At 57.3% G+C, this 25,879-nt stretch carries 36 protein-coding genes; 35 read left to right on the top strand and 1 reads right to left on the bottom strand.

What is annotated here, in order from left to right; all coding sequences use genetic code 11:
• Positions 1 to 8 precede the first annotated feature (8 nt).
• The 32 genes from fusA (at position 9) to bfr (ending at position 19,500) form a co-directional block, all read left to right on the top strand.
• On the top strand, positions 9 to 2,111 hold the full coding sequence (gene fusA, locus NUH87_RS20480) for an elongation factor G (protein ID WP_040071284.1): 2,103 nt from the start codon (positions 9 to 11) through the stop codon (positions 2,109 to 2,111).
• A gap of 30 nt (positions 2,112 to 2,141) precedes the next feature.
• Positions 2,142 to 3,335, top strand: coding sequence for an elongation factor Tu (gene tuf, locus NUH87_RS20485; protein ID WP_338522484.1), 1,194 nt, complete (start codon positions 2,142 to 2,144; stop codon positions 3,333 to 3,335).
• Positions 3,336 to 3,495: 160 nt separating this feature from the next.
• Positions 3,496 to 3,807, top strand: a complete 312-nt coding sequence (rpsJ, locus tag NUH87_RS20490) for a 30S ribosomal protein S10 (protein ID WP_003186070.1) — start codon at positions 3,496 to 3,498, stop codon at positions 3,805 to 3,807.
• A gap of 80 nt (positions 3,808 to 3,887) precedes the next feature.
• Complete coding sequence (rplC, locus tag NUH87_RS20495) at positions 3,888 to 4,523, top strand: 50S ribosomal protein L3 (RefSeq protein ID WP_024778327.1); 636 nt, start codon at positions 3,888 to 3,890, stop codon at positions 4,521 to 4,523.
• Positions 4,524 to 4,535: 12 nt separating this feature from the next.
• Complete coding sequence (rplD, locus tag NUH87_RS20500; protein ID WP_040071279.1) at positions 4,536 to 5,138, top strand: 50S ribosomal protein L4; 603 nt, start codon at positions 4,536 to 4,538, stop codon at positions 5,136 to 5,138.
• Positions 5,135 to 5,434, top strand: coding sequence for a 50S ribosomal protein L23 (rplW, locus tag NUH87_RS20505; RefSeq protein WP_002555488.1), 300 nt, complete (start codon positions 5,135 to 5,137; stop codon positions 5,432 to 5,434). Before rplD ends, rplW begins: the two co-directional genes overlap by 4 nt.
• 14 nt (positions 5,435 to 5,448) lie before the next feature.
• Complete coding sequence (gene rplB / locus NUH87_RS20510; protein WP_040071278.1) at positions 5,449 to 6,273, top strand: 50S ribosomal protein L2; 825 nt, start codon at positions 5,449 to 5,451, stop codon at positions 6,271 to 6,273.
• 16 nt (positions 6,274 to 6,289) lie between these two features.
• A complete protein-coding gene (gene rpsS, locus NUH87_RS20515) occupies positions 6,290 to 6,565 on the top strand; it encodes a 30S ribosomal protein S19 (RefSeq protein WP_002555486.1) in 276 nt (91 codons plus the stop codon).
• Between the two features lie 11 nt (positions 6,566 to 6,576).
• A complete protein-coding gene (gene rplV / locus NUH87_RS20520) occupies positions 6,577 to 6,909 on the top strand; it encodes a 50S ribosomal protein L22 (protein WP_003103908.1) in 333 nt (110 codons plus the stop codon).
• Between the two features lie 13 nt (positions 6,910 to 6,922).
• Positions 6,923 to 7,609 carry a 30S ribosomal protein S3 gene (gene rpsC / locus NUH87_RS20525; protein WP_007924192.1) on the top strand — a complete coding sequence of 229 codons (687 nt, stop codon included), beginning with the start codon at positions 6,923 to 6,925 and terminating at the stop codon, positions 7,607 to 7,609.
• A gap of 12 nt (positions 7,610 to 7,621) precedes the next feature.
• The gene (gene rplP, locus NUH87_RS20530; RefSeq protein WP_025215754.1) at positions 7,622 to 8,035 is read left to right on the top strand and encodes a 50S ribosomal protein L16; all 414 of its coding nucleotides are present in this window, start codon (positions 7,622 to 7,624) and stop codon (positions 8,033 to 8,035) included.
• Positions 8,035 to 8,226, top strand: a complete 192-nt coding sequence (gene rpmC, locus NUH87_RS20535; protein WP_002555481.1) for a 50S ribosomal protein L29 — start codon at positions 8,035 to 8,037, stop codon at positions 8,224 to 8,226. Before rplP ends, rpmC begins: the two co-directional genes overlap by 1 nt.
• Before the next feature lie 2 nt (positions 8,227 to 8,228).
• Positions 8,229 to 8,495, top strand: coding sequence for a 30S ribosomal protein S17 (rpsQ, locus tag NUH87_RS20540; RefSeq protein ID WP_040071277.1), 267 nt, complete (start codon positions 8,229 to 8,231; stop codon positions 8,493 to 8,495).
• Positions 8,496 to 8,518: 23 nt separating this feature from the next.
• A complete protein-coding gene (gene rplN / locus NUH87_RS20545; protein WP_002555479.1) occupies positions 8,519 to 8,887 on the top strand; it encodes a 50S ribosomal protein L14 in 369 nt (122 codons plus the stop codon).
• 11 nt (positions 8,888 to 8,898) lie between these two features.
• The gene (rplX, locus tag NUH87_RS20550; protein WP_007896770.1) at positions 8,899 to 9,213 is read left to right on the top strand and encodes a 50S ribosomal protein L24; all 315 of its coding nucleotides are present in this window, start codon (positions 8,899 to 8,901) and stop codon (positions 9,211 to 9,213) included.
• A gap of 20 nt (positions 9,214 to 9,233) precedes the next feature.
• Positions 9,234 to 9,773, top strand: coding sequence for a 50S ribosomal protein L5 (gene rplE, locus NUH87_RS20555; RefSeq protein WP_040071276.1), 540 nt, complete (start codon positions 9,234 to 9,236; stop codon positions 9,771 to 9,773).
• 13 nt (positions 9,774 to 9,786) lie between these two features.
• Positions 9,787 to 10,092, top strand: a complete 306-nt coding sequence (gene rpsN, locus NUH87_RS20560) for a 30S ribosomal protein S14 (RefSeq protein WP_017123250.1) — start codon at positions 9,787 to 9,789, stop codon at positions 10,090 to 10,092.
• A gap of 211 nt (positions 10,093 to 10,303) precedes the next feature.
• A complete protein-coding gene (rpsH, locus tag NUH87_RS20565; RefSeq protein WP_003228724.1) occupies positions 10,304 to 10,696 on the top strand; it encodes a 30S ribosomal protein S8 in 393 nt (130 codons plus the stop codon).
• A 12-nt stretch (positions 10,697 to 10,708) separates the two neighbouring features.
• Positions 10,709 to 11,242 carry a 50S ribosomal protein L6 gene (gene rplF / locus NUH87_RS20570; protein WP_040071275.1) on the top strand — a complete coding sequence of 178 codons (534 nt, stop codon included), beginning with the start codon at positions 10,709 to 10,711 and terminating at the stop codon, positions 11,240 to 11,242.
• A 10-nt stretch (positions 11,243 to 11,252) separates the two neighbouring features.
• Entirely contained in the window at positions 11,253 to 11,603 is a 351-nt protein-coding gene (gene rplR / locus NUH87_RS20575) for a 50S ribosomal protein L18 (RefSeq protein WP_003186037.1), read from the top strand.
• A 3-nt stretch (positions 11,604 to 11,606) separates the two neighbouring features.
• Positions 11,607 to 12,107 (top strand): 30S ribosomal protein S5, encoded by a 501-nt coding sequence (rpsE, locus tag NUH87_RS20580; RefSeq protein ID WP_040071274.1) that lies wholly within the window; start codon positions 11,607 to 11,609, stop codon positions 12,105 to 12,107.
• 2 nt (positions 12,108 to 12,109) lie between these two features.
• Entirely contained in the window at positions 12,110 to 12,286 is a 177-nt protein-coding gene (rpmD, locus tag NUH87_RS20585; RefSeq protein ID WP_003176408.1) for a 50S ribosomal protein L30, read from the top strand.
• 3 nt (positions 12,287 to 12,289) lie between these two features.
• A complete protein-coding gene (gene rplO, locus NUH87_RS20590; protein WP_010220318.1) occupies positions 12,290 to 12,724 on the top strand; it encodes a 50S ribosomal protein L15 in 435 nt (144 codons plus the stop codon).
• Positions 12,725 to 14,053, top strand: a complete 1,329-nt coding sequence (gene secY / locus NUH87_RS20595) for a preprotein translocase subunit SecY (protein ID WP_040071273.1) — start codon at positions 12,725 to 12,727, stop codon at positions 14,051 to 14,053.
• Between the two features lie 24 nt (positions 14,054 to 14,077).
• Complete coding sequence (rpmJ, locus tag NUH87_RS20600; RefSeq protein WP_002555468.1) at positions 14,078 to 14,194, top strand: 50S ribosomal protein L36; 117 nt, start codon at positions 14,078 to 14,080, stop codon at positions 14,192 to 14,194.
• 129 nt (positions 14,195 to 14,323) lie between these two features.
• Positions 14,324 to 14,680, top strand: coding sequence for a 30S ribosomal protein S13 (gene rpsM / locus NUH87_RS20605; protein ID WP_003186020.1), 357 nt, complete (start codon positions 14,324 to 14,326; stop codon positions 14,678 to 14,680).
• Between the two features lie 30 nt (positions 14,681 to 14,710).
• Positions 14,711 to 15,100 carry a 30S ribosomal protein S11 gene (gene rpsK / locus NUH87_RS20610; protein ID WP_007924177.1) on the top strand — a complete coding sequence of 130 codons (390 nt, stop codon included), beginning with the start codon at positions 14,711 to 14,713 and terminating at the stop codon, positions 15,098 to 15,100.
• A gap of 18 nt (positions 15,101 to 15,118) precedes the next feature.
• The gene (gene rpsD / locus NUH87_RS20615) at positions 15,119 to 15,739 is read left to right on the top strand and encodes a 30S ribosomal protein S4 (protein WP_017123253.1); all 621 of its coding nucleotides are present in this window, start codon (positions 15,119 to 15,121) and stop codon (positions 15,737 to 15,739) included.
• A 22-nt stretch (positions 15,740 to 15,761) separates the two neighbouring features.
• Positions 15,762 to 16,763: a DNA-directed RNA polymerase subunit alpha gene (locus NUH87_RS20620; RefSeq protein ID WP_003176403.1), complete on the top strand. Its 1,002-nt coding sequence runs from the start codon at positions 15,762 to 15,764 to the stop codon at positions 16,761 to 16,763.
• Positions 16,764 to 16,805: 42 nt separating this feature from the next.
• On the top strand, positions 16,806 to 17,192 hold the full coding sequence (gene rplQ, locus NUH87_RS20625) for a 50S ribosomal protein L17 (protein ID WP_040071272.1): 387 nt from the start codon (positions 16,806 to 16,808) through the stop codon (positions 17,190 to 17,192).
• Between the two features lie 238 nt (positions 17,193 to 17,430).
• Positions 17,431 to 18,879 (top strand): catalase, encoded by a 1,449-nt coding sequence (locus NUH87_RS20630; protein WP_040071271.1) that lies wholly within the window; start codon positions 17,431 to 17,433, stop codon positions 18,877 to 18,879.
• A 156-nt stretch (positions 18,880 to 19,035) separates the two neighbouring features.
• Entirely contained in the window at positions 19,036 to 19,500 is a 465-nt protein-coding gene (gene bfr / locus NUH87_RS20635) for a bacterioferritin (RefSeq protein ID WP_040071270.1), read from the top strand.
• Between the two features lie 72 nt (positions 19,501 to 19,572).
• On the opposite strand, the gene uvrA is transcribed toward bfr, so the two are convergent.
• Positions 19,573 to 22,407, bottom strand: coding sequence for an excinuclease ABC subunit UvrA (gene uvrA / locus NUH87_RS20640; protein WP_338522485.1), 2,835 nt, complete (start codon positions 22,405 to 22,407; stop codon positions 19,573 to 19,575).
• Between the two features lie 177 nt (positions 22,408 to 22,584).
• On the opposite strand from uvrA, the gene NUH87_RS20645 reads away from it, so the two are divergent.
• The 3 genes from NUH87_RS20645 to NUH87_RS20655 all read left to right on the top strand — a co-directional run bounded on the left by NUH87_RS20645 (position 22,585) and on the right by NUH87_RS20655 (position 25,464).
• Positions 22,585 to 23,982: an MFS transporter gene (locus NUH87_RS20645; RefSeq protein WP_338522486.1), complete on the top strand. Its 1,398-nt coding sequence runs from the start codon at positions 22,585 to 22,587 to the stop codon at positions 23,980 to 23,982.
• Positions 23,983 to 23,991: 9 nt separating this feature from the next.
• Complete coding sequence (locus NUH87_RS20650) at positions 23,992 to 24,513, top strand: single-stranded DNA-binding protein (protein ID WP_338522487.1); 522 nt, start codon at positions 23,992 to 23,994, stop codon at positions 24,511 to 24,513.
• Positions 24,514 to 24,918: 405 nt separating this feature from the next.
• Complete coding sequence (locus tag NUH87_RS20655; protein ID WP_338522488.1) at positions 24,919 to 25,464, top strand: hypothetical protein; 546 nt, start codon at positions 24,919 to 24,921, stop codon at positions 25,462 to 25,464.
• Positions 25,465 to 25,879 lie beyond the last annotated feature (415 nt).

Raw genomic sequence — 25,879 nt, forward strand, 5'->3', positions numbered from 1 at the left:
AGGGCTTTATGGCTCGTACAACCGATATTAAACGCTACCGGAACATTGGTATCGTTGCTCACGTGGACGCGGGTAAAACCACGACCACCGAGCGCGTCCTGTTTTACACGGGCGTAAACCACAAAATGGGCGAGGTGCATGATGGCGCCGCGACCATGGACTGGATGGTGCAGGAGCAGGAGCGGGGTATTACCATTACCTCCGCTGCGACCACCGCATTCTGGGAAGGTTCTGCCAAGCAGTTCCCGAAACACCGCTTCAACATCATCGATACCCCCGGCCACGTTGACTTCACCATTGAAGTAGAGCGTTCGCTGCGTGTACTCGACGGTGCGGTCGTGGTGTTCTGCGGTACCTCCGGTGTTGAGCCTCAGTCTGAAACCGTATGGCGTCAGGCCAACAAGTACGGTGTTCCACGTCTGGTTTACGTGAACAAGATGGACCGTGCCGGCGCAAACTTCCTGCGCGTAGTCGGTCAGATCAAGCAGCGTCTGGGTCACACTCCGGTGCCTATCCAGTTGGCTATCGGTTCCGAAGACAACTTCCAGGGTCAGATCGATCTGATGTCCATGGAAGCCGTCTACTGGGACGACGCCGACAAGGGCATGGTTGCTCGTCGCGAAGCTATCCCTGCTGAGCTGCAGGAGCTGGCTGAAGAGTGGCGCAGCAACATGGTTGAGGCTGCCGCCGAAGCCAACGAAGAGCTGATGAACAAGTACCTCGAAGGCGAAGAGCTCTCCATCGAGGAAATCAAGGGCGCTCTGCGTCAGCGTACCATCGCTGGTGAGATCGTTCTGGCTGTTTGCGGTTCTTCCTTCAAGAACAAGGGTGTTCCCCTGGTTCTCGACGCCGTTATCGACTACCTGCCTGCGCCGGTCGACATTCCTGCCATCAAGGGTTCCGACCCGGATGACGAGAACATCGCCATGGAGCGTCATGCAGACGACAACGAGCCGTTCTCGGCTCTGGCGTTCAAGATCGCTACCGACCCATTCGTGGGTACCCTGACCTTCGCTCGCGTTTACTCGGGCGTGTTGAACTCCGGCGACGGCGTGATCAACTCGGTCAAGGGCAAGAAAGAGCGCGTGGGTCGTATGGTGCAGATGCACGCCAACACCCGTGAAGAGATCAAGGAAGTACGCGCTGGCGACATCGCGGCCCTGATCGGCATGAAGGACGTCACCACCGGTGACACCCTGTGCTCCGCTGACAAGCCAATCATCCTGGTTCGCATGGACTTCCCGGAGCCGGTTATTTCGGTTGCCGTTGAGCCTAAGACCAAGGATGACCAGGAAAAAATGGGTATCGCTCTGGGCAAACTCGCTCAGGAAGACCCATCTTTCCGCGTCAAAACCGACGAAGAGACTGGTCAGACGATCATCTCGGGTATGGGTGAGTTGCACCTGGACATTCTCGTTGACCGCATGAAGCGCGAGTTCAACGTAGAAGCCAACATCGGTAAACCGCAAGTTTCTTATCGTGAGAAGATCACCAAGAACTGCGAGATCGAAGGCAAGTTCGTTCGTCAGTCCGGCGGTCGTGGTCAGTTCGGCCATTGCTGGATCCGTTTTGCACCTGCTGACGAAGGTCAGGAAGGTCTGCAATTCGTGAACGAAGTAGTGGGCGGTGTGGTTCCGAAGGAATACATCCCGGCTATCCAGAAGGGTATCGAAGAGCAGATGAAGAACGGCGTTGTTGCCGGTTATCCGCTGATCGGCCTGAAGGCTACTGTGTTCGATGGTTCTTACCACGACGTCGACTCCAACGAGATGGCGTTCAAGGTGGCTGCTTCCATGGCGACCAAGCAACTCGCGTCCAAGGGCGGCGGTGTTGTACTTGAGCCGATCATGAAGGTAGAAGTTGTAACACCTGAGGACTACATGGGTGACGTGATGGGTGACCTGAACCGTCGTCGTGGTCTGATCCAGGGTATGGAAGACACGGTTTCCGGCAAGGTGATCCGCGCCGAGGTTCCGTTGGGCGAGATGTTCGGTTATGCGACCGACGTTCGTTCCATGTCCCAGGGTCGCGCGAGCTACTCTATGGAATTCTCCAAATACTCCGAAGCTCCGTCGAACATCGTCGAAGCTCTCGTTAAAAAACAAGGCTGATTCAGCCCTTTAGGCTAGGAGTTAATTGTCGTGGCTAAAGAAAAATTTGATCGTTCCCTACCGCACGTCAACGTTGGCACCATCGGTCACGTTGATCATGGTAAAACCACTCTGACCGCTGCTCTGACTCGCGTTTGCTCCGAAGTTTTCGGTTCTGCAGTCGTTGAATTCGACAAGATCGACAGCGCTCCAGAAGAGAAAGCTCGCGGTATCACCATCAACACCGCGCACGTTGAGTACAACTCGAACATTCGTCACTACGCTCACGTTGACTGCCCAGGTCACGCTGACTACGTGAAGAACATGATCACCGGTGCTGCCCAGATGGACGGTGCGATCCTGGTTTGCTCGGCCGCCGATGGTCCGATGCCACAAACCCGTGAGCACATCCTGCTGTCCCGTCAGGTAGGCGTTCCGTACATCGTGGTTTTCCTGAACAAGGCTGACCTGGTAGACGACGCTGAGCTGCTGGAACTGGTTGAGATGGAAGTGCGCGACCTGCTGAGCACTTACGACTTCCCAGGTGATGACACTCCAATCATCATCGGTTCCGCGCGTATGGCGCTGGAAGGTAAAGACGACAACGAAATGGGCACCTCTGCCGTTCGTAAACTGGTTGAAACCCTGGACAGCTACATCCCAGAGCCAGTTCGTCTGACCGACAAGCCATTCCTGATGCCAATCGAAGACGTGTTCTCGATCTCGGGTCGCGGTACTGTTGTGACCGGTCGTATCGAGCGCGGTATCGTTCGCGTTCAAGACGCCCTGGAAATCGTTGGTCTGCGTGACACCTCCACCACCACCTGCACCGGTGTTGAGATGTTCCGTAAGCTGCTCGACGAAGGTCGTGCTGGCGAGAACTGCGGCGTTCTGCTGCGTGGTACCAAGCGTGACGACGTTGAGCGTGGCCAGGTTCTGGTCAAGCCAGGTTCGGTCAAGCCGCACACCAAGTTCACCGCAGAAGTCTACGTTCTGAGCAAGGAAGAAGGCGGCCGTCATACTCCGTTCTTCAAAGGCTACCGTCCACAGTTCTACTTCCGTACGACTGACGTGACCGGTAACTGCGAGCTGCCAGAAGGCGTTGAAATGGTAATGCCAGGTGACAACATCCAGATGACTGTCACCCTGATCAAGACCATTGCGATGGAAGACGGCCTGCGTTTCGCTATCCGTGAAGGTGGTCGTACCGTCGGCGCCGGCGTCGTAGCCAAAATCATCGAGTAATAAGCTGCTCTCTGAGCCAGCTTCGATGCTTTGAGAAAACCCCCGCCCAGCGGGGGTTTTTTTATTAGGTTGACACCTATCTGGGGCGTCTATAGAATTGCGCCTCCTTTTAACGGGCGTATTGCGCTCGGTGGGAATAGCAGCCGGAGTCTGAAATCCAATGCAAAATCAGCAAATCCGTATCAGGTTGAAGGCTTTTGACCATCGCCTGATCGACCAATCCACCCAGGAAATCGTGGAAACCGCGAAACGTACTGGTGCTCAAGTGCGTGGTCCAATTCCACTGCCTACCCGTAAAGAGCGGTTCACCGTTCTGGTCTCCCCGCACGTCAACAAAGACGCGCGTGACCAGTACGAGATCCGTACTCATAAGCGTGTACTGGACATCGTCCAGCCAACGGATAAAACCGTTGATGCGCTGATGAAGCTTGATCTTGCGGCAGGTGTGGAAGTGCAGATCAGCCTCGGCTAAGACTCGGTCTTAGTCGTGTAACGCTCTGAAATGGGCGGCCATAGCGGGTGAAAGCCCCGTACACTCATGAGGTTTACAACATGACTATTGGTGTAGTCGGTCGTAAATGCGGTATGACCCGTATTTTCACCGAAGAAGGTGTCTCCATTCCGGTTACGGTCATTGAGATCGAGCCGAATCGCGTCACCCAGTTCAAAACTGAAGAAACCGATGGCTATCGTGCAGTGCAAGTCACTGTCGGCGAGCGTCGTGCTTCGCGTGTCACCGCCGCTCAAGCTGGCCACTTCGCTAAAGCGAACGTTGCCGCTGGTCGTACCGTTCTGGAATTCCGTCTTGAAGAAGGCGAGTACCAGGCCGGCGATCTGATCAAGGCTGAAATCTTCGCCGCTGGTCAACTGGTTGATGTAACCGGTCAGTCCAAGGGTAAAGGCTTCCAGGGTACGATCAAGCGCTGGAATTTCCGCGGGCAAGATAACACCCACGGTAACTCCGTATCCCACCGCGTTCCAGGCTCTATCGGCCAGTGCCAGACTCCTGGTCGTGTATTCAAGGGCAAAAAAATGTCCGGTCATATGGGCGCTGAGCGCGTGACCGTGCAGTCCCTCGAAGTAGTGCGCGTGGACGCTGAACGCAATCTGTTGTTGGTCAAGGGCGCTGTTCCTGGCGCTACTGGCGGCAACGTGGTTGTACGTCCAGCAGCCAAGGCTCGCGGTTAAGGGGAAGCTGACATGCAATTAAACGTAAATGACGCTCAAGCGATCGAAGTTTCCGAACTGACATTTGGCGGCGAATTCAACGAGACGCTGGTTCACCAAGCAGTCGTGGCCTACATGGCTGGCGGCCGTCAGGGTAGCAAGCAGCAAAAGACCCGTTCCGACGTTTCCGGTGGCGGTAAGCGCCCATGGCGTCAGAAAGGTACTGGCCGTGCTCGTGCCGGTACTATCCGTAGCCCAATCTGGCGTGGCGGCGGTACCACTTTCGCAGCTCGTCCTCAGGATCACTCCCAGAAGCTGAACAAGAAGATGTATCGCGCAGCACTGCGCTCCATCCTTGCTGAGCTGGTGCGTACTGATCGTCTGGTCGTGGTTCAGGATTTCGCTGTTGAAACGCCGAAAACCAAAGACCTGCTGAACAAACTGACTGGCATGAGTCTGACCGACGTTCTGATCGTGTCCGACGCTGTTGATCAGAACCTGTACCTGGCTGCTCGTAACCTGCCGCACGTCGATGTCCGTGACGTACAGGGTTCCGATCCAGTTAGTCTGATCGCATACGACAAGGTGTTGATCACCGTGTCGGCCGTGAAGAAATTCGAGGAGCTGCTGGGATGAACCAGGAACGCGTATTTAAAGTTCTGCTTGGCCCGCACGTTTCCGAGAAGGCTACGGTCCTGGCAGACAAGAAAGGTCAGTTCGTTTTCAAGGTTGCGACTGACGCAACCAAGCTGGAAATCAAGAAGGCCGTCGAAAGCCTGTTCAGCGTGAAAGTAGAGCGTGTGACTACCCTGAACGTTCTGGGTAAAAGCAAGCGCACTGCTCGCGGTCTGGGCAAGCGTAATGACTGGAAGAAGGCAGTTATCTCCCTTCAGCCAGGCCAAGATCTCGATTTCAGCAGCAGTGCTGAGTAAGGAAGGGGTGCATCATGGCAATCGTTAAATGCAAACCGACTTCCCCTGGCCGCCGTTTTGTGGTCAAGGTGGTCAACAAGGAGCTGCATAAAGGCGCTCCTCACGCACCGCTGCTCGAGAAAAAATCGAAGTCTGGTGGTCGTAACAACAATGGCCGTATCACTACACGTCACGTGGGTGGTGGTCATAAGCAGCATTACCGTCTGGTCGACTTCCGTCGCAACGACAAAGATGGCATCGCTGCCACTGTCGAGCGTATCGAATACGATCCAAACCGTACCGCTCACATCGCTCTGCTGCTGTACGCAGACGGCGAGCGTCGCTACATCATCGCCCCTAAAGGCGTGAGTGCTGGCGACCAGCTGATCGCAGGCGCTCTGGCTCCAATCAAGCCAGGCAACGCTCTGCAGCTGCGCAACATTCCAGTGGGTTCCACCGTACACGGCATCGAACTGAAGCCGGGTAAAGGTGCACAGATCGCTCGTTCCGCTGGTGCTTCGGCTCAGCTGATCGCTCGTGAAGGTGTCTACGTGACCCTGCGTCTGCGCTCCGGTGAAATGCGTAAAGTGCTGTCGGAATGCCGTGCAACGCTGGGCGAAGTCTCGAACTCCGAGCACAGCCTGCGTTCCCTGGGTAAAGCTGGTGCCAAGCGCTGGCGTGGCGTTCGCCCAACCGTTCGTGGTGTTGCCATGAACCCGGTTGACCACCCACATGGTGGTGGTGAAGGTCGTACCTCTGGTGGTCGTCATCCGGTATCGCCGTGGGGCTTCCCGACTAAGGGCGCGAAGACTCGTGGTAATAAGCGTACCGACAATATGATCGTCCGTCGTCGCAAGTAAATAGAGGGATACGACAGTGCCACGTTCTCTGAAAAAAGGTCCTTTTATCGATCTTCACCTACTGAAGAAGATCGAAGTGGCGGCGGAGAAGAACGATCGCAAACCAGTTAAGACCTGGTCGCGCCGTTCCATGATCCTGCCACAAATGGTCGGTCTGACCATTGCTGTGCATAACGGTCGTCAACACGTCCCCGTTCTGGTGAACGAAGACATGGTCGGCCACAAACTGGGCGAGTTCGCCGGTACCCGCACTTATCGTGGGCACGTGGCTGACAAGAAAGCCAAGCGTTAAGGGGTTAGGAAATGGAAGTAGCCGCTAAGTTGTCGGGCGCTCGAATCTCCGCCCAGAAAGCCCGCTTGGTCGCCGACCAGATCCGCGGGAAGAAGGTGGGCGAAGCGCTCAACCTGTTGGCTTTCAGCAGTAAGAAAGCCGCCGAGATCATGAAAAAAGTGCTGGAGTCGGCCGTAGCCAACGCCGAGCATAACGAAGGCGCAGACGTTGATGACCTGAAGGTCAGCACCGTTTTCGTCAACGAAGGGCGTTCGCTGAAGCGCATCATGCCACGTGCCAAAGGCCGTGCTGATCGCATCGTCAAGCGGTCTTGCCATATCACTGTCAAGGTTGCTGACAAGTAACGGAGTCGAAGAGATGGGTCAGAAAGTACATCCCATTGGCATTCGCCTGGGAATCGTCAAGGAGCACACCTCCGTCTGGTACGCAGACGGTCGGACTTATGCGGACTATTTGCTCGCAGATCTGAATGTGCGTGAGTACCTCCAAGACAAACTAAAAAGCGCGTCCGTAAGCCGTATCGATATCCATCGTCCGGCTCAAACTGCACGCATCACCATCCACACCGCTCGTCCAGGTATCGTTATCGGGAAGAAAGGTGAAGATGTTGAGAAACTGCGTCAGGACCTGACCAAGCAAATGGGTGTGCCTGTGCACATCAATATCGAAGAGATCCGCAAGCCGGAGCTCGACGGTATGCTGGTTGCCCAGAGCGTAGCTCAGCAGCTGGAGCGTCGTGTGATGTTCCGTCGCGCCATGAAGCGCGCCGTACAGAACGCCATGCGCATTGGTGCCAAAGGCATCAAAATCCAAGTGAGCGGTCGTCTCGGCGGTGCTGAAATCGCACGTACTGAATGGTATCGCGAAGGTCGTGTGCCACTGCACACCCTGCGTGCCGATATCGACTATGCCACCTACGAAGCTCACACCACTTATGGTGTGATCGGTGTGAAGGTTTGGATTTTCAAAGGCGAAGTAATTGGTGGTCGCCAAGAAGAACTGAAACCACAAGCACCAGCGCCTCGTAAAAAAGCTGCTAAGTAAGGGGTACGCCAAATGTTGCAACCAAAGCGTACGAAGTTCCGCAAGCAGATGACCGGTCACAACCGTGGTCTGGCACTGCGCGGTAGCAAAGTCAGCTTCGGCGAGTTCGCGCTGAAGTCTGTTGCTCGTGGTCGTCTTACCGCTCGTCAGATCGAGTCAGCGCGTCGTGCCCTGACCCGTCACGTAAAACGTGGTGGCAAGATCTGGATCCGTGTATTCCCGGACAAGCCTATTTCCAAAAAGCCCCTCGAAGTTCGGATGGGTAAAGGTAAGGGTAACGTGGAGTACTGGGTTGCCCAGATTCAGCCAGGCAAAGTCCTGTATGAAATCGAGGGTGTTACTGAAGAGCTGGCGCGTGAGGCTTTTGCCCTGGCTGCTGCAAAGCTGCCGCTCGCCACCGCTTTTGTTAAACGGACGGTGATGTGATGAAAGCGAATGAACTTCGTGAAAAATCAGCACAGCAGCTGAACGAGCAACTGCTCGGCCTGCTGCGCGACCAGTTCAATCTGCGTATGCAGAAAGCAACTGGCCAGTTGGGGCAGTCTCACCTGCTCTCGCAAGTTAAGCGCGACATCGCTCGTGTGAAGACTGTGCTCAACCAGCAGGCAGGTAAGTAATCATGGCTGAAGCCGAAAAGACCGTCCGTACGCTGACTGGCCGTGTTGTCAGCGACAAAATGGACAAGACCATCACCGTTCTGATCGAGCGTCGCGTAAAGCACCCGATCTACGGTAAATACGTTAAGCGTTCGACTAAGCTGCACGCGCACGACGAAACCAACCAGTGCCACATCGGCGACAAGGTCACGATTCGTGAAACTCGTCCGATGGCCAAGACCAAGTCTTGGGCGCTGGTTGATATCCTCGAACGCGCTGTGGAAGTCTAAGGGCTAAGGGTCGGAGAAATTATATGATTCAGACTCAATCCATGCTCGATGTGGCCGATAACAGCGGCGCTCGCCGCGTTATGTGCATCAAGGTGCTGGGTGGCTCGCATCGTCGTTACGCTGGTATCGGTGACATCATCAAAGTAACCGTCAAGGAAGCGATTCCGCGCGGTAAAGTGAAGAAAGGCCAAGTGATGACTGCTGTCGTAGTCCGCACTCGCCATGGCGTCCGTCGTGCTGACGGCTCCATCATCCGCTTTGATGGCAACGCTGCTGTTCTGTTGAACAACAAGCAAGAGCCGATCGGCACCCGTATCTTTGGGCCAGTGACCCGTGAACTTCGTACTGAGAAGTTCATGAAGATCGTCTCGCTCGCCCCAGAAGTGCTGTAAGGAGATCCGACATGCAAAAGATTCGTCGTGACGACGAGATCATCGTGATCGCCGGCAAAGACAAAGGTAAGCGCGGTAAGGTGCTTAAGGTTCTGGCTGATGACCGTCTGGTCGTCGGTGGCCTGAACCTGGTCAAGCGTCATACCAAGCCTAACCCGATGTCGGGCGTACAGGGCGGTATCGTCGAGAAAGAAGCGCCACTGCACGCTTCCAACGTCGCCATTTTCAACGGCGAAACCAACAAGGCTGACCGCGTTGGTTTCAAAGTAGAAGACGGCAAAAAAATTCGTGTCTTCAAGTCGACCCAAAAAGCGGTTGATGCTTGAACACTGCTAGGTAGAAGACCATGGCACGACTGAAAGAGATTTACCGGAAGGAAATCGCTCCGAAGCTTAAGGAAGAACTTAAGCTGGCGAACGTGATGGAAGTTCCGCGCATTACCAAGATCACCCTGAACATGGGTCTGGGCGAAGCGATCGGTGACAAGAAAGTCATCGAGCACGCTGTGGCTGACCTGGAGAAGATCACCGGCCAGAAAGTCGTTGTGACTCACGCTCGCAAATCCATCGCTGGCTTCAAAGTCCGCGAAGGTTGGCCGATCGGTGTCAAAGTGACCCTGCGTCGCGATCGTATGTACGAGTTCCTGGATCGTCTGCTGTCGATCTCCCTGCCTCGGGTTCGCGACTTCCGCGGCCTGAATGCCAAGTCCTTCGACGGTCGTGGCAACTACAGCATGGGCGTGAAAGAGCAGATCATCTTCCCGGAAATCGATTACGACAAGATCGATGCTCTGCGCGGTCTGGACATTACCCTGACCACCACTGCCAAGAACGATGATGAAGGCCGCGCACTGCTGCGTGCTTTCAAATTCCCGTTCCGCAACTGATTGGAGTAGGAAAATGGCCAAGAAGAGCATGAAGAACCGTGAGCTGAAGCGTCAGCTCACCGTTGCCAAGTACGCCGTCAAGCGTGCAGCGCTGAAAGCAATCATCGTCGATCTGAACGCAAGTCCAGAAGCGCGTTGGGAAGCTTCCGTCGCTCTGCAGAAGCAGCCACGTGACGCCAGCGCCTCGCGCATGCGTAACCGCTGCCGCATCACCGGTCGTCCGCACGGCGTTTACCGCAAGTTCGGCCTCGGCCGTAACAAGCTGCGTGAAGCGGCCATGCGTGGTGACGTACCAGGTCTGGTCAAGGCCAGCTGGTAAGCCATACCGCCCAAGTCACGGCGGCCGGTCTCGCAAGAACCGACCGCCGGTGACCTTGAGTATGAATCAAGCCCCTTTTGGGGCTTGATTCATTTCTGGGGTGTGTCTAGAATGACCGGCTCGCCTGAGCCCGCACTTTTTGTGTGCGGAGTCACTCGGCGACAGTTGTAGCCGCAAGGCTCATTCTTTTTGTATCAGGAGCGTCTAGCCCATGAGTATGCAGGACCCGTTAGCGGACATGCTAACTCGAATCCGTAATGCCCAGATGGCTGAAAAGTCCGTCGTAAGCATGCCGTCTTCCACGTTGAAGGTGGCTGTAGCAAAAGTCCTGAAGGACGAAGGTTACATCGCGGGTTATCAGATCAGCAGCGAAACCAAGCCGTTGCTGTCCATCGAGCTGAAATACTTCGAAGGCCGTCCGGTCATCGAGGAAGTGAAGCGCGTCAGCCGTCCAGGCTTGCGTCAGTACAAGTCCGTCGAGGATCTGCCGAAAGTTCGTGGCGGCCTGGGCGTGTCTATCGTCTCCACCAACAAGGGTGTGATGACTGATCGTGCTGCGCGCGCTGCCGGTGTCGGCGGCGAAGTTCTTTGCACTGTGTTCTAAGGGGGGATAAGCATGTCTCGCGTCGCTAAGAACCCCGTTAAGCTGCCAGCTGGTGTCGAAGTCAAATTCGCCGGCCAACAGCTTTCGGTGAAGGGTGCCAAGGGCACTCTCGAACTGAACGTACACTCGTCCGTTGAAGTGACCCAGGAAGCTGGTGAACTGCGTTTTGCTGCTCGCAATGGCGATCAACAAACTCGCGCAATGGCCGGTACCACTCGTGCGTTGGTCAACAACATGGTCCAGGGCGTAAGCCAAGGCTTCGAGCGCAAGCTCCAGCTGGTCGGTGTTGGTTACAAAGCGCAAGCAAAAGGCACAGTGCTGAACCTGGCTCTCGGCTTCTCGCACCCAGTGGATTATGAACTGCCAGCAGGCGTTACCGCTGAGACCCCAAGCCAGACCGACATCCTGATCAAGGGTATCGACAAGCAGCTGGTAGGTCAGGTGGCCGCTGAAATCCGCGACTTCCGTCCACCAGAGCCGTACAAAGGCAAGGGTGTGCGCTACGCGGACGAAGTCGTCCGTCGTAAAGAAGCCAAGAAGAAGTAGGGCATAGCAAATGACCGACAAAAAAGTTACTCGACTGCGTCGCGCTCGCAAAGCACGCCTGAAAATGCACGAACTCGAAGTCGTGCGTCTCTGCGTGTTCCGCTCTTCGCAGCACATCTACGCCCAGGTCATTTCGGCCGACGGCAACAAGGTCCTGGCAAGTGCCTCGACTTTGGACAAAGAACTGCGTGATGGTGCCACCGGCAACATCGACGCGGCCACTAAGGTTGGCCAGCTGGTCGCTACGCGTGCTAAAGCCGCTGGCGTCTCGCAGGTGGCTTTCGACCGCTCTGGCTTCAAGTACCACGGCCGCGTCAAGGCGCTGGCTGATGCTGCTCGTGAAGCTGGGCTGGAGTTCTAAGTTATGTCAAATAACGACCAAAAGCGCGACGAAGGCTACATCGAGAAGCTGGTTCAAGTTAACCGCGTAGCCAAAACCGTTAAAGGCGGCCGTATCTTCACTTTCACCGCGTTGACCGTGGTAGGTGATGGCAAGGGCCGTGTAGGTTTCGGCCGTGGCAAGTCACGTGAAGTGCCTGCCGCGATCCAGAAAGCTATGGAAGCTGCACGCCGCAACATGATCCAGGTTGATCTGAACGGCACCACCCTGCAGTACGCCATGAAGTCCGCCCACGGCGCTTCGAAGGTGTACATGCAGCCGGCTTCTGAAGGTACCGGTATCATCGCTGGCGGCGCAATGCGTGCCGTTCTCGAAGTTGCTGGCGTTCAGAACGTTCTGGCCAAGTGCTACGGCTCGACTAACCCAGTGAACGTGGTCTACGCCACTTTCAAGGGTCTGAAAGCCATGCAGTCTCCTGAGTCCATTGCTGCCAAGCGCGGCAAAACTGCAGCGGAGATCCTGTGATCATGGCAACCGTAAAAGTAACGCTGATCAAAAGCATGACCGGCCGTATCCCTAACCACAAACTGTGTGTCAAGGGTCTGGGTCTGCGTCGCATCGGTCACACTGTAGAAGTCCAGGATACTCCCGAGAATCGCGGGATGATCAACAAGGCTTACTACATGCTGCGTGTCGAGGGTTAATCGATGAAACTCAATGATCTGAGTCCAGCGCCGGGTTCCCGTCGCGAAAAGCATCGTCCGGGCCGTGGTATCGGTAGTGGTTTGGGTAAGACTGGTGGCCGTGGTCACAAAGGTCAGACTTCCCGCTCCGGTGGCACCATTGCTCCAGGCTTTGAAGGCGGTCAACAGCCGCTGCATCGTCGCCTGCCGAAGTTCGGTTTCGTTTCCCTGAAAGCCATGGACCGCGCAGAAGTGCGTCTGTCCGAGCTGGCTAAAGTGGAAGGCGACGTCGTTACCGTGCAGTCCCTGAAAGATGCCAACGTGATCAACCAGAACGTACAGCGTGTGAAAATCATGCTGTCGGGCGAAGTGACTCGCGCAGTAACTATCAAGGGCATCGCAGCCACCAAAGGTGCGCGTGCGGCTATCGAAGCAGCTGGCGGCAAGTTCGAGGAATAAATGGCTAAGCAAGGTGCTCTCTCAGCGCTCAGCAAAGGCGGGTTATCCGAGCTCTGGGCTCGACTGCGTTTTCTATTCCTGGCGATTATCGTCTACCGGATAGGCGCACACATCCCAGTTCCAGGTATCAACCCGGACCGGCTGGCGGACCTGTTTCGACAGAATGAGGGGACCATTCTTAGCTTGTTCAACATGTTTTCCGGCGGCGCGCTGGAACGGATGAGCATCTTTGCACTGGGGATCATGCCGTACATTTCGGCATCGATCATCATGCAGCTGATGACCGCCGTCAGCCCGCAGCTGGAGCAGTTGAAGAAGGAAGGTGAGGCTGGTCGTCGCAAGATCAGCCAATACACCCGCTATGGCACCGTCGTCCTGGCCCTTGTTCAAGCCACTGGTATGTCCATTGGTCTGGCAGGTCAGGGCGTCTCTTTTCATGCAGGCTTCAGCTTTCATTTCGTAGCGGTGTCCACGTTCGTGGCCGGCGCGATGTTCATGATGTGGCTGGGTGAGCAGATTACAGAGCGCGGTGTGGGCAACGGTATCTCGATGTTGATTTTTTCGGGTATCGTCGCCGGTCTTCCGAGAGCAATCGGGCAGTCTTTCGAGTCTGCACGTCAGGGCGATATCAACATCTTCGCTCTGGTTGCCATCGGTTTGCTGGCAGTAGCGATCATCGGTTTCGTGGTGTTCATTGAGCGTGGCCAGCGTCGTATTGCTGTGCACTACGCCAAGCGTCAGCAGGGCCGCAAGGTCTTCGCTGCGCAGACCAGCCACCTGCCGCTGAAGGTGAATATGGCCGGTGTTATTCCTGCTATCTTCGCGAGCAGCATCTTGCTGTTCCCGGCTTCGCTGGGTGCCTGGTTCGGTCAGTCTGCAGGTATGGGCTGGTTGCAGGACATCTCGCAGTCGATCGCTCCTGGTCAGCCGTTGAATATTCTGCTGTTTAGTGCAGGGATTATTTTCTTCTGCTTCTTCTATACGGCGTTGATGTTCAATCCGAAAGACGTAGCGGAAAACCTGAAGAAGTCCGGTGCCTTTATTCCGGGTATCCGTCCAGGCGAGCAGTCGGCGCGCTACATTGATGGCGTTCTGACCCGTTTGACCATGTTCGGTGCTCTTTATATGACGGCCGTGTGCCTGCTGCCCCAGTTCCTGGTGGTTGCAGCAAACGTTCCGTTCTACCTTGGCGGGACCTCGTTGCTGATCGTGGTCGTGGTTGTGATGGACTTCATGTCCCAAGTACAATCGCACCTCGTTTCGCACCAGTACGAATCCCTGATGAAGAAAGCCAACCTGAAGGGTTACGGCAGCGGCATGCTGCGCTGACCCATAAGGTTCGAGGAGTTGGTGATGAAAGTTCGTGCATCGGTGAAAAAGCTGTGCCGTAACTGCAAGATTATTCGCCGCGAAGGTGTGGTTCGAGTAATTTGCAGCGCGGAACCGCGTCACAAACAGCGCCAAGGCTGAATGTGATCTGCTTGAAGCCCAGCAGCTAGTGCGCTGCTGGGTTGATTATTTGTTATTACAGCGATATTATCTCGCGCCCTATTTCTTGGCTTCCGGGGCGTAGGTAGCTGTCAATTGGAGTCCCACTGAATGGCCCGTATTGCAGGCGTCAACATTCCAGATAACAAGCACACTGTTATCTCGCTGACCTACATCTATGGTGTTGGTCGCACTACTGCGCAGAAAATTTGCGCAGTGACTGGGGTCAACCCAGCCGCAAAGATCAAGGATCTGAGCGACGAGCAGATTGAACAGCTGCGTGGCGAAGTGGCGAAGTTCACCACTGAAGGTGACCTGCGTCGCGAAATCAACATGAAAATCAAACGCTTGATGGACCTGGGCTGCTACCGCGGTCTGCGCCATCGTCGTGGTCTGCCAGTACGCGGTCAGCGTACCAAGACCAACGCGCGTACTCGCAAAGGTCCGCGTAAGCCGATCCGCAAGTAATCGCACCAGCGAATCGACAGGAATCTAGTCATGGCAAAACCTGCTGCTCGTCCTCGTAAGAAAATCAAAAAGACAGTGGTTGATGGCATCGCCCACATCCACGCGTCTTTCAACAACACCATCGTGACCATCACCGACCGTCAAGGTAACGCCCTGTCCTGGGCTACCTCCGGTGGTTCGGGTTTCCGCGGTTCCCGCAAGTCCACCCCGTTCGCTGCTCAGGTAGCTGCTGAACGTGCTGGTCAAGCTGCGCTGGAATATGGCCTGAAAAACCTCGACGTCAACGTCAAGGGTCCAGGTCCAGGTCGTGAGTCCGCTGTCCGTGCATTGAACGGCTGTGGCTATAAGATCGCCAGCATCACCGACGTGACGCCAATCCCGCACAACGGGTGCCGTCCGCCGAAGAAGCGCCGCGTGTAATCCAGGAGATTGTAAAGAATGGCTCGTTACATTGGTCCAAAATGCAAACTGGCTCGTCGCGAAGGCACCGATCTCTTCCTGAAGAGCGGCGTGCGCGCTATCGAATCCAAGTGCAACATCGAAGCAGCACCTGGTATCCACGGCCAGCGCCGCGGTCGCCAGTCCGACTACGGCACCCAGCTGCGTGAAAAGCAGAAAGTCCGTCGTATTTATGGCGTTCTTGAGCGTCAGTTCAGCGGCTACTACAAAGAAGCTGCCGGCCGTAAAGGCGCAACCGGTGAAAACCTGCTGCAACTGCTCGAATGCCGTCTGGACAACGTTGTATACCGTATGGGTTTTGGCTCGACTCGTGCCGAATCCCGTCAACTGGTATCGCACAAGTCGATCAGCGTTAACGGCAAGACCGTCAACGTCCCGTCCTACCAGGTTCGTGCTGGTGACGTGGTAGCTATTCGTGAGAAGGCTAAGAATCAACTGCGCATTGTCCAGGCTCTCGATCTGTGTGCCCAGCGTGGCCGCGTAGAATGGGTAGAAGTGGACACTGAGAAGAAGTCGGGCGTTTTCAAGAACGTTCCTGCTCGCAGTGACCTCTCCGCCGACATCAACGAAAGCCTGATTGTCGAGCTCTACTCCAAGTAAGGGCTAGAAAATAGGTGCATCCATGCAGATTTCGGTAAATGAGTTCCTGACACCCCGTCACATTGACGTGCAGGTTGTCAGTCCAACCCGCGCTAAGATCACCCTCGAGCCTCTCGAGCGTGGTTTTGGCCACACCCTGGGCAACGCGCTGCGCCGCATCCTGTTGTCCTCAATGCCAGGCTGTGCAGTAGTCGAGGCCGAGATTGACGGTGTGCTCCACGAGTACAGCGCCATCGAAGGTGTACAGGAAGACGTCATTGAAATCCTGTTGAACCTTAAAGGTCTGGCTATCAAGCTGCACGGCCGTGACGAAGTTACGCTGACCTTGTCGAAGAAGGGTTCGGGGGTGGTTACCGCTGCCGATATTCAGCTGGATCATGATGTCGAGATCGTTAACCCCGATCACGTAATCGCCAACCTGGCGTCTAACGGCGCCTTGAACATGAAGCTCACCGTAGCTCGTGGTCGTGGTTATGAACCAGCAGACTCGCGTCAGAGCGATGAAGACGAAAGCCGCAGCATCGGTCGCTTGCAGCTCGACTCTTCGTTCAGCCCGGTTCGCCGTATCGCCTACGTGGTGGAAAACGCCCGTGTCGAACAGCGTACCAACCTGGACAAACTGGTTATTGATCTGGAAACCAACGGTACTCTGGATCCTGAAGAGGCTATCCGCCGTGCTGCAACCATCCTGCAACAGCAGTTGGCTGCGTTCGTCGACCTCAAAGGTGACAGTGAGCCAGTGGTAATCGAGCAGGAAGACGAGATCGATCCGATCCTGCTTCGCCCGGTTGACGATCTGGAACTGACTGTACGTTCGGCCAACTGCCTTAAGGCGGAAAACATCTACTACATCGGCGACCTGATTCAGCGTACCGAAGTAGAGCTGTTGAAGACTCCGAACCTGGGCAAGAAATCCTTGACCGAAATCAAGGACGTTCTGGCCTCCCGCGGTCTGTCCCTCGGCATGCGCCTCGACAACTGGCCGCCTGCAAGTCTTAAGAAGGACGACAAGGCGACAGCCTGATCGTCGTAATCACCGAACGTAGTGTTTGGTAAGGAATGAACCATGCGTCATCGTAAAAGTGGTCGTCACCTGAGCCGCACCAGCTCGCACCGCAAGGCCATGTTTCAAAACATGGCGGTGTCGCTGTTCGAGCACGAGCTGATCAAAACGACTCTGCCAAAAGCCAAAGAACTGCGCCGCGTTGCCGAGCCGCTGATCACTCTGGCCAAAGTAGATAGCGTTGCTAACCGCCGTCTGGCTTTCGACCGTACTCGTTCGAAAGCTATCGTTGGTAAGCTCTTCAACGACCTGGGCAAGCGTTACGCTACCCGTGAGGGTGGCTACCTGCGCATCCTCAAGTGCGGTTTCCGCGCTGGCGACAACGCGCCTATGGCGTACGTCGAGTTGGTTGATCGTGCTACTGCCGGCGAAGCTGTATCTGCCGAGTAAGACGTCAGTCTGAAACAAGAAACCGGGCCTAGTGCCCGGTTTTTTGTGCGTGCAAGAAACGCATCGTATGTACAAGCTTCTACACTGCCCTGGCTGCACACTATGAGGTGGAGTCCTTGGTAGTTATTCTCTATTGATGTAAGCAAATTAATGAATTTGTTAACGTCATATTGATGATCAATACTCCTTCTCAGCCGATTAGCCGGCGGTTCAAAGACTGACAGAGGAAGAAGATCGCATGAGCCAGAACAAAACCCTTACGACTGCCAGTGGTGCTCCTGTCGCTGACAATCAGAATTCCCGTTCCGCCGGCCCTCGCGGCCCGCTGCTGCTCGACGACTTTCACCTGATCGAGAAGCTCGCTCACTTCAACCGCGAGAATATTCCTGAGCGTCGTGTGCATGCCAAGGGCTCGGGTGCCTATGGCACGTTCACCGTGACCAAGGATATTACCCAGTACACCAGCGCCAAGCTGTTCGAGTCCGTGGGCAAGCAGACCCCGACTTTCCTGCGCTTCTCGACCGTCGGTGGCGAGCGTGGTTCGGCCGACACCGAGCGTGATCCACGCGGTTTCGCGCTGAAGTTCTACACCGAGGAAGGCAACTGGGACATCGTCGGCAACAACACGCCGGTGTTCTTTATCCGCGATCCGCTGAAATTCCCCGACTTTATCCACACCCAGAAGCGCTTGCCGCAAAGCAATCTGAAAAGCGCCCAGGCGATGTGGGATTTCTGGTCGCACTCGCCCGAGGCGCTGCACCAGGTCACCATCCTGTTCTCGGACCGTGGCATCCCCGACGGCTACCGTCATATGCACGGCTTCGGCAGCCACACCTACAGCCTGATCAACGCCAAGGGCGAGCGTCACTGGGTGAAATGGCACTACAAGACCAAGCAGGGCATCAAGAACCTGGCACCGGCCGAGGCTGCACGCCTGGCAGGTACCGATCCGGACTACGCCCAGCGTGATCTTTTCAACGCCATCGAGCGCGGCGACTTCCCGAAATGGAGCGTCTGCATCCAGATCATGACCGAGGCCCAGGCCGCGGCGCACTACGAGAACCCCTTCGACGTGACCAAGACCTGGTCGCAGAAAGAGTTTCCGTTGATCGAAGTCGGCGAGCTGGAGCTCAACCGTAATCCGCTGAACTACTTCGCCGAAGTCGAGCAGGCGGCTTTCGGGCCGAGCAACATGGTGCCAGGCGTCGGTCTGTCGCCGGACCGTATGCTGCAAGGTCGTGTCTTCGCCTACGCCGATGCCCATCGCTACCGTGTCGGCACCAATCACCAGCAACTGCCGGTGAATGCCCCACGCAGCCCGGTCAACACCTACCAGCGTGACGGTGCCATGGCCTTCGGCAGCAACGGTGGCGCTGCGCCGAACTACGAGCCCAACAGCTACGTCGAAGCACCCAAGCAGGCGCCTCACTATGCTGAGCCAGCGTTGGCCCTCAGCGGTGCGGCGGATCGCTACGATCACCGCGAAGATACCGACTACTACAGCCACGCCGGTGCGCTGTTCCGCCTGATGAGCGACCAGCAGAAGGCCTTGCTGATCAGCAATATCGCCGGTGCGATGGCCGGTGTTTCCAGCGATGTGGTCGAGCGCCAGTTGCAGCATTTCGTCAAGGCCGACCCGGCTTACGGCGAGGGTATCGCCAAGGCCCTGGGCGTAGTGTTGAGCTAAGTCTAAACGAGAAGCAGAACCGCCCTCACTCAGGGCGGTTTTTGCGTTTTTTAGGCTGCTTTTCTCGGAAAGTCTTCACTTTATTTGCGTTTTTCCAGTGACCTACCGGTCGGCTTGGTTCAAAATACCGACTTTCAAGCAGGGAGATGTAGGGCGATGCAAGGTAACCAGGTCGTAGTCGATTACCTCAACACGCTGCTGACCGGCGAACTGGCAGCACGTGATCAGTATTTCATCCATTCGCGGATGTACGAGGACTGGGGCTTCAGCAAGCTCTACGAGCGCATCAATCACGAGATGGAAGAAGAGGCACAACACGCCGATGCGCTGATGCGCCGGATCCTGATGCTGGAAGGCACGCCGCGCATGCGTCCGGACGACCTGGACATCGGTACCACGGTGCCCGACATGTTCGCCGCCGACCTGCGTCTGGAATACAAGGTGCGTGCCGCGCTGTGCAAGGGCATCGAGCTCTGCGAACTGCACAAGGACTATGTCACCCGTGACATCCTGCGCGTGCAGTTGGCCGATACCGAGGAAGATCACACCTACTGGCTGGAGAAGCAGCTGGGGCTGATCAAGTCCATCGGCTTGGAGAATTACCTGCAATCGCAGCTCTGAGAGAGCGATTTCAGCCGCCACAAAAAAGCCCCTGTCATCACTCGATGACAGGGGCTTTTTCATCTCACCGGTTTACGCCCGGTCACGCAGCAACAGCGGTTTCAGGTAATGCCCGGTATGGGATTGCGGCATCTCCGCGACCTGCTCCGGTGTACCGACCGCAATGATCTGCCCGCCCTTGGAACCGCCTTCAGGGCCAAGGTCCACCAACCAGTCGGCGGTCTTGATCACATCCAGGTTGTGCTCGATCACCACCACGGTATTGCCGTGGTCGCGCAGGCGGTGCAACACGTCCAGCAACTGCTGGATATCCGCGAAGTGCAGGCCGGTGGTCGGCTCGTCGAGGATATACAGGGTCTTGCCGGTATCGCGCTTGGACAGCTCGCGGGACAGCTTGACCCGCTGCGCCTCGCCGCCGGAGAGGGTGGTCGCCGACTGTCCGAGCTTGATATACGACAGGCCCACGTCCATCAGCGTCTGCAGCTTGCGGGCCAGGGCCGGTACCGCGTCGAAGAACTCCCGGGCCTCCTCGATGGTCATCTCCAGCACCTCGTGGATGCTCTTGCCCTTGTACTTGATCTCCAGGGTTTCGCGGTTGTAGCGCTTGCTCTTGCACACATCGCACGGCACATAGATGTCTGGCAGGAAGTGCATCTCCACCTTGATCAGGCCGTCGCCCTGGCAGGCTTCGCAACGCCCGCCCTTGACGTTGAACGAGAAGCGCCCCGGGCCGTAACCCCGTGAGCGCGACTCCGGCACCCCGGAGAACAGCTCGCGGATCGGCGTGAACAAGCCGGTGTAGGTGGCCGGGTTCGAGCGCGGGGTGCGACCGATGGGGCTCTGGTCGATATCCACCACCTTGTCCAGGTGCTGCAGGCCGTTGATGTTGTCGTGGGCCGCGGCCTCCAGTGTCGTCGCGCCATTGAGCGCGGTGGCACTGAGGGGGAACAGCGTGTTGTTGATCAGCGTCGACTTACCGGAACCGGACACACCGGTCACGCAGGTCAGCAGGCCGATGGGGATCTCCAGGTCGACATTGCGCAGGTTGTTGCCGCGTGCGCCCTTGAGGCTCAGCGACAGCTTCTTGTTGCGTGGGGTGCGCTTGGCTGGCACCTCGATCTTCACCCGGCCCGACAGGTACTTGCCGGTCAGGGAGTCGGGGTGCGCCATGACCTCGGCGGCGGTTCCCTCGGCAACGATCTGTCCGCCATGCACGCCAGCCCCCGGGCCGATATCCACTACATAGTCGGCCAGGCGGATCGCATCCTCGTCGTGCTCGACGACGATCACCGTGTTGCCGATGTCCCGCAGGTGTTTCAGGGTCCCCAGCAGGCGGTCGTTGTCGCGTTGGTGCAGGCCGATGGACGGTTCGTCGAGGATGTACATCACCCCGACCAGCCCGGCGCCGATCTGGCTGGCCAGGCGAATCCGCTGGGCTTCGCCGCCGGACAGGGTGTCGGCGCTGCGGTCCAGGGTCAGGTAGTCGAGCCCGACGTTGACCAGGAATTGCAGGCGCTCGCGGATCTCCTTGAGGATCTTGTCGGCGATCTCGCCACGCCGTCCGGTCATCTTCAGTCCGGCAAAGTAGTCGGTGGCGTCGCCGATCGGCAGGTTGGTCACCGCCGGCAGGGTCTTCTCGCCGACCCACACGTGCCGCGCCTCGCGACGCAGGCGCGTGCCACGGCAATCCGGGCACGGCTGGGTGCTGAGGAACTTGGCCAGCTCTTCGCGCACGGTGGCCGATTCGGTTTCGCGGTAACGGCGCTCCAGGTTCGGCACGATGCCCTCGAACGGGTGGGAGCGCTTGACGATATCGCCCCGGTCGTTGAGGTACTTGAAGTCGACGTTCTGGCTGCCGCTGCCTTGCAGGAGAAGCTTCTGCTGGTCCGCCGGCAGGGTGTTGAACGGCTCTTCCAGGCTGAAGCCATAGTGGGCCGCCAGTGAACCGAGCATCTGGAAGTAATAGACGTTGCGCCGATCCCAGCCGCGTATCGCCCCCTCGGCCAGGGTCAGCTCACCATTGACCAGGCGCTTGGTGTCGAAGAACTGTTTTACCCCCAGACCGTCACAGGTCGGGCAGGCGCCGGCCGGGTTGTTGAAGGAGAACAGCTTGGGTTCCAGCTCGCTGATGGCGTGGCCGCAGATCGGGCAGGCGAAACGCGCGGAGAAGATCAGCTCCTCGCCGGGTTCGTCGTCCATCGGTGCCACCAGGGCGATGCCGTCCGCCAGCTTCAGCGCGGTCTCGAAGGACTCGGCCAGGCGCTGTTGCAGGTCGGCGCGAACCTTGAAGCGGTCCACCACCACATCGATGGAGTGCTTCTTCTGTTTGTCGAGCTTGGGCACTTCGTCCAGCTCGCAGAGCCGGCCGTTGACCCGCGCGCGGACAAAGCCCTGCGCCCGCAGCTCCTCGAACACCGACAGGTGCTCGCCCTTGCGCTCGCGGATCACCGGTGCCAGCAGCATCAGCTTGGCGCCTTCGGGCTGGGCCAGCACCAGGTCGACCATCTGGCTGACGGTCTGGGCTTCCAGCGGGATATCGTGGTCCGGGCAGCGCGGGGTACCGACGCGGGCGTACAGCAGGCGCAGGTAGTCGTAGATCTCGGTGATGGTACCGACCGTCGAGCGCGGGTTGTGCGAAGTCGACTTCTGCTCGATGGAGATCGCCGGCGACAGCCCTTCGATGGTGTCGACGTCCGGCTTTTCCATCATCGACAGGAATTGCCGGGCATAGGCCGACAGCGACTCCACATAACGGCGTTGGCCTTCTGCATACAACGTGTCGAAGGCCAGGGACGACTTGCCGGATCCGGACAGGCCGGTGATCACGATCAGCTTGTCCCGGGGCAGGGTCAGGTCGATGTTCTTCAGGTTGTGGGTTCGAGCCCCACGAATCAGGATCTTGTCCAAGATGGCCTCGCACGGCGGGCGGTAAACGCAGGAGTATAAGGCTAAATACTGGATGGATGCACACTATCGGACGACAGTATTACAGTCTGGCATGACAGCTCGCGACAAAGCGTCGCCATATATCCCCTCTGTCGATGGGACTGGTAGAATCGCCGCCGGTTCACACGAGGTTTTTCCATGCACGATCCCCACAGCGAACGCATGAGTGGCAGCGAGACCCGCGCGGCAAGCGGTCTGGCCCTGGTGTTCGCCTTCCGTATGCTTGGCATGTTCATGGTGTTGCCGGTTCTGGCTACTTACGGGATGGATCTCGCAGGCGCGACACCGGCCCTGATCGGCCTGGCCATCGGCGCCTATGGCCTGACCCAGGCGCTTTTCCAGATCCCCTTCGGGATCATTTCCGATCGCATCGGCCGGCGCCCGGTGATCTACCTGGGGCTGGTGGTCTTCGCCCTCGGCAGCCTGCTGGCGGCCAACGCCGATTCGATCTGGGGCGTGGTCGCCGGACGGGTCCTGCAAGGCGCCGGGGCGATTTCCGCGGCGGTGATGGCATTGCTCTCGGACCTGACCCGCGAACAGCACCGGACCAAAGCCATGGCGATGATCGGCATGACCATTGGTCTGTCGTTTGCCGTGGCGATGGTCGTCGGTCCCTTGCTGACCCGCGCCTTCGGTCTCTCGGGGCTGTTCCTGGCCACCGGCGGCATGGCGCTGCTGGGGATCCTGATCATCGCCTTCATGGTGCCGCGTTCCACCGGCCCGTTGCAGCATCGTGAGTCCGGCGTGGCCCGCCAGGCGCTGCTGCCGACCCTCAAGCATCCCGACCTGCTGCGCCTGGACCTGGGGATCTTCGTCCTGCACGCGATGCTCATGTCCAGCTTCGTCGCGTTGCCCCTGGCCCTGGTGCAAAAGGCCGGGCTGCCCAAGGAGCAGCATTGGTGGGTGTACCTGACCGCGTTGCTGATTTCCTTCTTCGCCATGATCCCCTTCATCATCTATGGCGAGAAGAAACGCAAAATGAAACGAGTTTTACTCGGCGCCGTGACGACCTTGATGCTCACTGAGCTATTCTTCTGGGAGTTCGGCGACAGCTTGCGGGCCCTGGTGATCGGTACGGTGGTGTTCTTCACCGCGTTCAATCTGCTGGAGGCTTCCTTGCCGTCGCTGATCAGCAAGGTTTCACCGGCGGGCGGCAAGGGCACGGCGATGGGGGTGTATTCCACCAGCCAGTTCCTCGGCTCCGCGCTCGGCGGCATCCTGGGTGGCTGGATGTTCCAGCACGGCGGTCTGTCGGCCGTGTTCCTGGGATGCGCGGCACTGGCTGCCCTATGGCTGGCCTTTGCTGTTACCATGAGAGAACCTCCCTACGTGACCAGCCTGCGCGTGCCGTTATCGCCTGAAGCGATCCGCGAAGCCGGTCTGGTCGAGCGCCTGAAGGCGATCGTAGGGGTAACCGATGCAGTGATGGTGGCAGACGAAGCCGCCCTATACATCAAACTGGACACCGAATTGTTGGATCGCACGACTCTTGAGCGCCTGGTCAACGAACCGGCGCCGCAAGCGTGCGAAGCCTAGGAGAACGTTATGGCCCGTGGGGTTAACAAAGTCATATTGGTCGGCACGTGCGGCCAGGATCCCGAAGTTCGCTACCTGCCTAACGGTAACGCCGTGACCAACCTGAGTCTGGCCACCAGCGAACAGTGGACCGACAAGCAGACCGGTCAGAAGGTCGAGAAGACCGAGTGGCACCGTGTGTCGATGTTCGGCAAGGTCGCCGAGATTGCCGGCGAGTACCTGCGCAAGGGTTCGCAGGTCTACATCGAAGGCAAGCTGCAGACCCGCGAGTGGGAAAAAGACGGCATCAAGCGCTACACCACCGAAATCATCGTCGACATGCAGGGCACCATGCAGCTGCTGGGCGGCCGTCCGCAACAGGGCGACCAACAAGGCGGCTACGATCAGTCCGCGCCACGGCAGCAGGCTCCGCGTCCGCAGCAAGCTCCGCGTCCACAGCAGTCGGCCCCGCAATCGCGCCCGGCTCCACAGCAGGCCGCACCGCAGCCGGCTCCGGATTTCGACAGCTTTGATGACGATATTCCGTTCTAGTCGACATATAGGTCAGTTTGTTAAGATTTTAAATCGTAACAATGTTTTAAAGTCAGCGAATCAGATCTAAGCATCTTCTTGACGCCCTTGCGAAACTGTAAAGTTACAAGGGCGTTCTTCTTTGCACTCATACGAGTAGTCGATAAGAGATAATACCTATTACACGGAGAGTGCTTCGAGCAAGCTGCTCTCAAGTGAGTGCTGACCGATAGGGCAGGGCGGAGGCGTCTACCCACATGGGACGTTGACTCTGCGGCCTGCCCTTGGTGTCTTTTCAACAGCTGTCCAGGAGTGGTTCAGCTTGGGCTTTTACGCTAAGTCCAGGACGCGAACATCAGATGATGAACTCGGTATTTAATTGTTCGCAAGAGAAGCCAGAGTAGGTCTGTAACCAGGGAGTGATCATTGAATATTCGTTTGCTTATTTGTCTGACCGTCGTTTTACTGGGAGGCTGCTCCAGCGCCAAGGATGTGTCGCGAGCTCAGAGCGTGGTCTACGACCCTACTACATCTGCACGCATTCGGCTTTTTGGAAACAATGGTTTACCAGTTGCGATTAAGCCAGGTCAGGATTGCGCCTCAACTGAAGAGCCGGTACTCGCCTATGGTTATACGGTGGCAGATAAGCTCAACTCCACGTTAGGGCGACACACAAATCAGAGCATCGGAATGCCGGCGTCCTGGAGAAGCGATCACCCGAATTATGGCGAGTCCTACTCCGAATTTGTGATTCCTGCAGGGAAACCCTCTGTCATTTTAATGAAGATGGAGGCCGGCGAAGTGTTCTGTTTGCCATCTGCAAGGGTACTGGTTCCTCAGGCGGGTCAGGATTATGAGGCTTATCTTACCCGGAAAGATGGAATGTGTAGCGGAACGGTTCGATTGCTCTCTGCCCTGGAGTCACCGGGTACGGCCGCAGACGTGCCGGTGGGTATTTGCGTTCAGAAATAGAGAGTCCCGCCTTGTACCGCGCGCGCTGGTCGGCGCAGATCCAGGAGGAGTGGACACGCAATCTTCTGTTGAATCGTCCGGAACTTACCCGTGAGCAACTGGACCGCAGGCGCTGGTGGAGGGCGAACTGGCCAAGACAGTGACCTAGCCCACGCCAGTGCGGCCCGCAAGGGCTGGGAGACTGATCAAATTTGATTGATAAAATGGTTAGTGATTGCTAGTTTGCCGGTCAGGGCTCAATAAGAGCATTGCTGTTCGGTGTCACGGTGCCTATTGACCGACAGTGCGGATTGCAGGACATCACCATCCTGCGGTAGCGGCAACCAGGCAACAACGGTTGGCTTCCGGCCCAGTCTCTTGAGACTAGCTAAGCAAGCGCTGCGACTACCAGCCCTCCTAGACCTCTCTAAAAGGC

Source organism: Pseudomonas batumici (genome assembly GCF_036585405.1).
GTDB classification, from domain to species: domain Bacteria; phylum Pseudomonadota; class Gammaproteobacteria; order Pseudomonadales; family Pseudomonadaceae; genus Aquipseudomonas; species Aquipseudomonas batumici.

Bases quoted from the DNA above. Each gene is read 5' to 3' on its own strand.
- rplW (WP_002555488.1), top strand. From the start codon at position 5,135: ATGAACCAGGAACGCGTATTTAAAGTTCTGCTTGGCCCGCACGTTTCC.
- rplN (WP_002555479.1), top strand. From the start codon at position 8,519: ATGATTCAGACTCAATCCATGCTCGATGTGGCCGATAACAGCGGCGCT.
- rplE (WP_040071276.1), top strand. From the start codon at position 9,234: ATGGCACGACTGAAAGAGATTTACCGGAAGGAAATCGCTCCGAAGCTT.
- NUH87_RS20620 (WP_003176403.1), top strand. From the start codon at position 15,762: ATGCAGATTTCGGTAAATGAGTTCCTGACACCCCGTCACATTGACGTG.
- rpsK (WP_007924177.1), top strand. From the start codon at position 14,711: ATGGCAAAACCTGCTGCTCGTCCTCGTAAGAAAATCAAAAAGACAGTG.
- rpsD (WP_017123253.1), top strand. From the start codon at position 15,119: ATGGCTCGTTACATTGGTCCAAAATGCAAACTGGCTCGTCGCGAAGGC.
- rpmJ (WP_002555468.1), top strand. From the start codon at position 14,078: ATGAAAGTTCGTGCATCGGTGAAAAAGCTGTGCCGTAACTGCAAGATT.
- rpsJ (WP_003186070.1), top strand. From the start codon at position 3,496: ATGCAAAATCAGCAAATCCGTATCAGGTTGAAGGCTTTTGACCATCGC.
- rpmD (WP_003176408.1), top strand. From the start codon at position 12,110: ATGGCAACCGTAAAAGTAACGCTGATCAAAAGCATGACCGGCCGTATC.
- rplC (WP_024778327.1), top strand. From the start codon at position 3,888: ATGACTATTGGTGTAGTCGGTCGTAAATGCGGTATGACCCGTATTTTC.
- rpmC (WP_002555481.1), top strand. From the start codon at position 8,035: ATGAAAGCGAATGAACTTCGTGAAAAATCAGCACAGCAGCTGAACGAG.
- rplQ (WP_040071272.1), top strand. From the start codon at position 16,806: ATGCGTCATCGTAAAAGTGGTCGTCACCTGAGCCGCACCAGCTCGCAC.
- rplP (WP_025215754.1), top strand. From the start codon at position 7,622: ATGTTGCAACCAAAGCGTACGAAGTTCCGCAAGCAGATGACCGGTCAC.
- fusA (WP_040071284.1), top strand. From the start codon at position 9: ATGGCTCGTACAACCGATATTAAACGCTACCGGAACATTGGTATCGTT.
- NUH87_RS20630 (WP_040071271.1), top strand. From the start codon at position 17,431: ATGAGCCAGAACAAAACCCTTACGACTGCCAGTGGTGCTCCTGTCGCT.
- rpsQ (WP_040071277.1), top strand. From the start codon at position 8,229: ATGGCTGAAGCCGAAAAGACCGTCCGTACGCTGACTGGCCGTGTTGTC.
- rpsC (WP_007924192.1), top strand. From the start codon at position 6,923: ATGGGTCAGAAAGTACATCCCATTGGCATTCGCCTGGGAATCGTCAAG.
- rpsN (WP_017123250.1), top strand. From the start codon at position 9,787: ATGGCCAAGAAGAGCATGAAGAACCGTGAGCTGAAGCGTCAGCTCACC.
- secY (WP_040071273.1), top strand. From the start codon at position 12,725: ATGGCTAAGCAAGGTGCTCTCTCAGCGCTCAGCAAAGGCGGGTTATCC.
- rplB (WP_040071278.1), top strand. From the start codon at position 5,449: ATGGCAATCGTTAAATGCAAACCGACTTCCCCTGGCCGCCGTTTTGTG.
- rpsM (WP_003186020.1), top strand. From the start codon at position 14,324: ATGGCCCGTATTGCAGGCGTCAACATTCCAGATAACAAGCACACTGTT.
- rplX (WP_007896770.1), top strand. From the start codon at position 8,899: ATGCAAAAGATTCGTCGTGACGACGAGATCATCGTGATCGCCGGCAAA.
- rplV (WP_003103908.1), top strand. From the start codon at position 6,577: ATGGAAGTAGCCGCTAAGTTGTCGGGCGCTCGAATCTCCGCCCAGAAA.
- rplD (WP_040071279.1), top strand. From the start codon at position 4,536: ATGCAATTAAACGTAAATGACGCTCAAGCGATCGAAGTTTCCGAACTG.
- NUH87_RS20645 (WP_338522486.1), top strand. From the start codon at position 22,585: ATGCACGATCCCCACAGCGAACGCATGAGTGGCAGCGAGACCCGCGCG.
- rplR (WP_003186037.1), top strand. From the start codon at position 11,253: ATGACCGACAAAAAAGTTACTCGACTGCGTCGCGCTCGCAAAGCACGC.
- bfr (WP_040071270.1), top strand. From the start codon at position 19,036: ATGCAAGGTAACCAGGTCGTAGTCGATTACCTCAACACGCTGCTGACC.
- rplO (WP_010220318.1), top strand. From the start codon at position 12,290: ATGAAACTCAATGATCTGAGTCCAGCGCCGGGTTCCCGTCGCGAAAAG.
- NUH87_RS20650 (WP_338522487.1), top strand. From the start codon at position 23,992: ATGGCCCGTGGGGTTAACAAAGTCATATTGGTCGGCACGTGCGGCCAG.
- rpsH (WP_003228724.1), top strand. From the start codon at position 10,304: ATGAGTATGCAGGACCCGTTAGCGGACATGCTAACTCGAATCCGTAAT.
- rplF (WP_040071275.1), top strand. From the start codon at position 10,709: ATGTCTCGCGTCGCTAAGAACCCCGTTAAGCTGCCAGCTGGTGTCGAA.
- rpsE (WP_040071274.1), top strand. From the start codon at position 11,607: ATGTCAAATAACGACCAAAAGCGCGACGAAGGCTACATCGAGAAGCTG.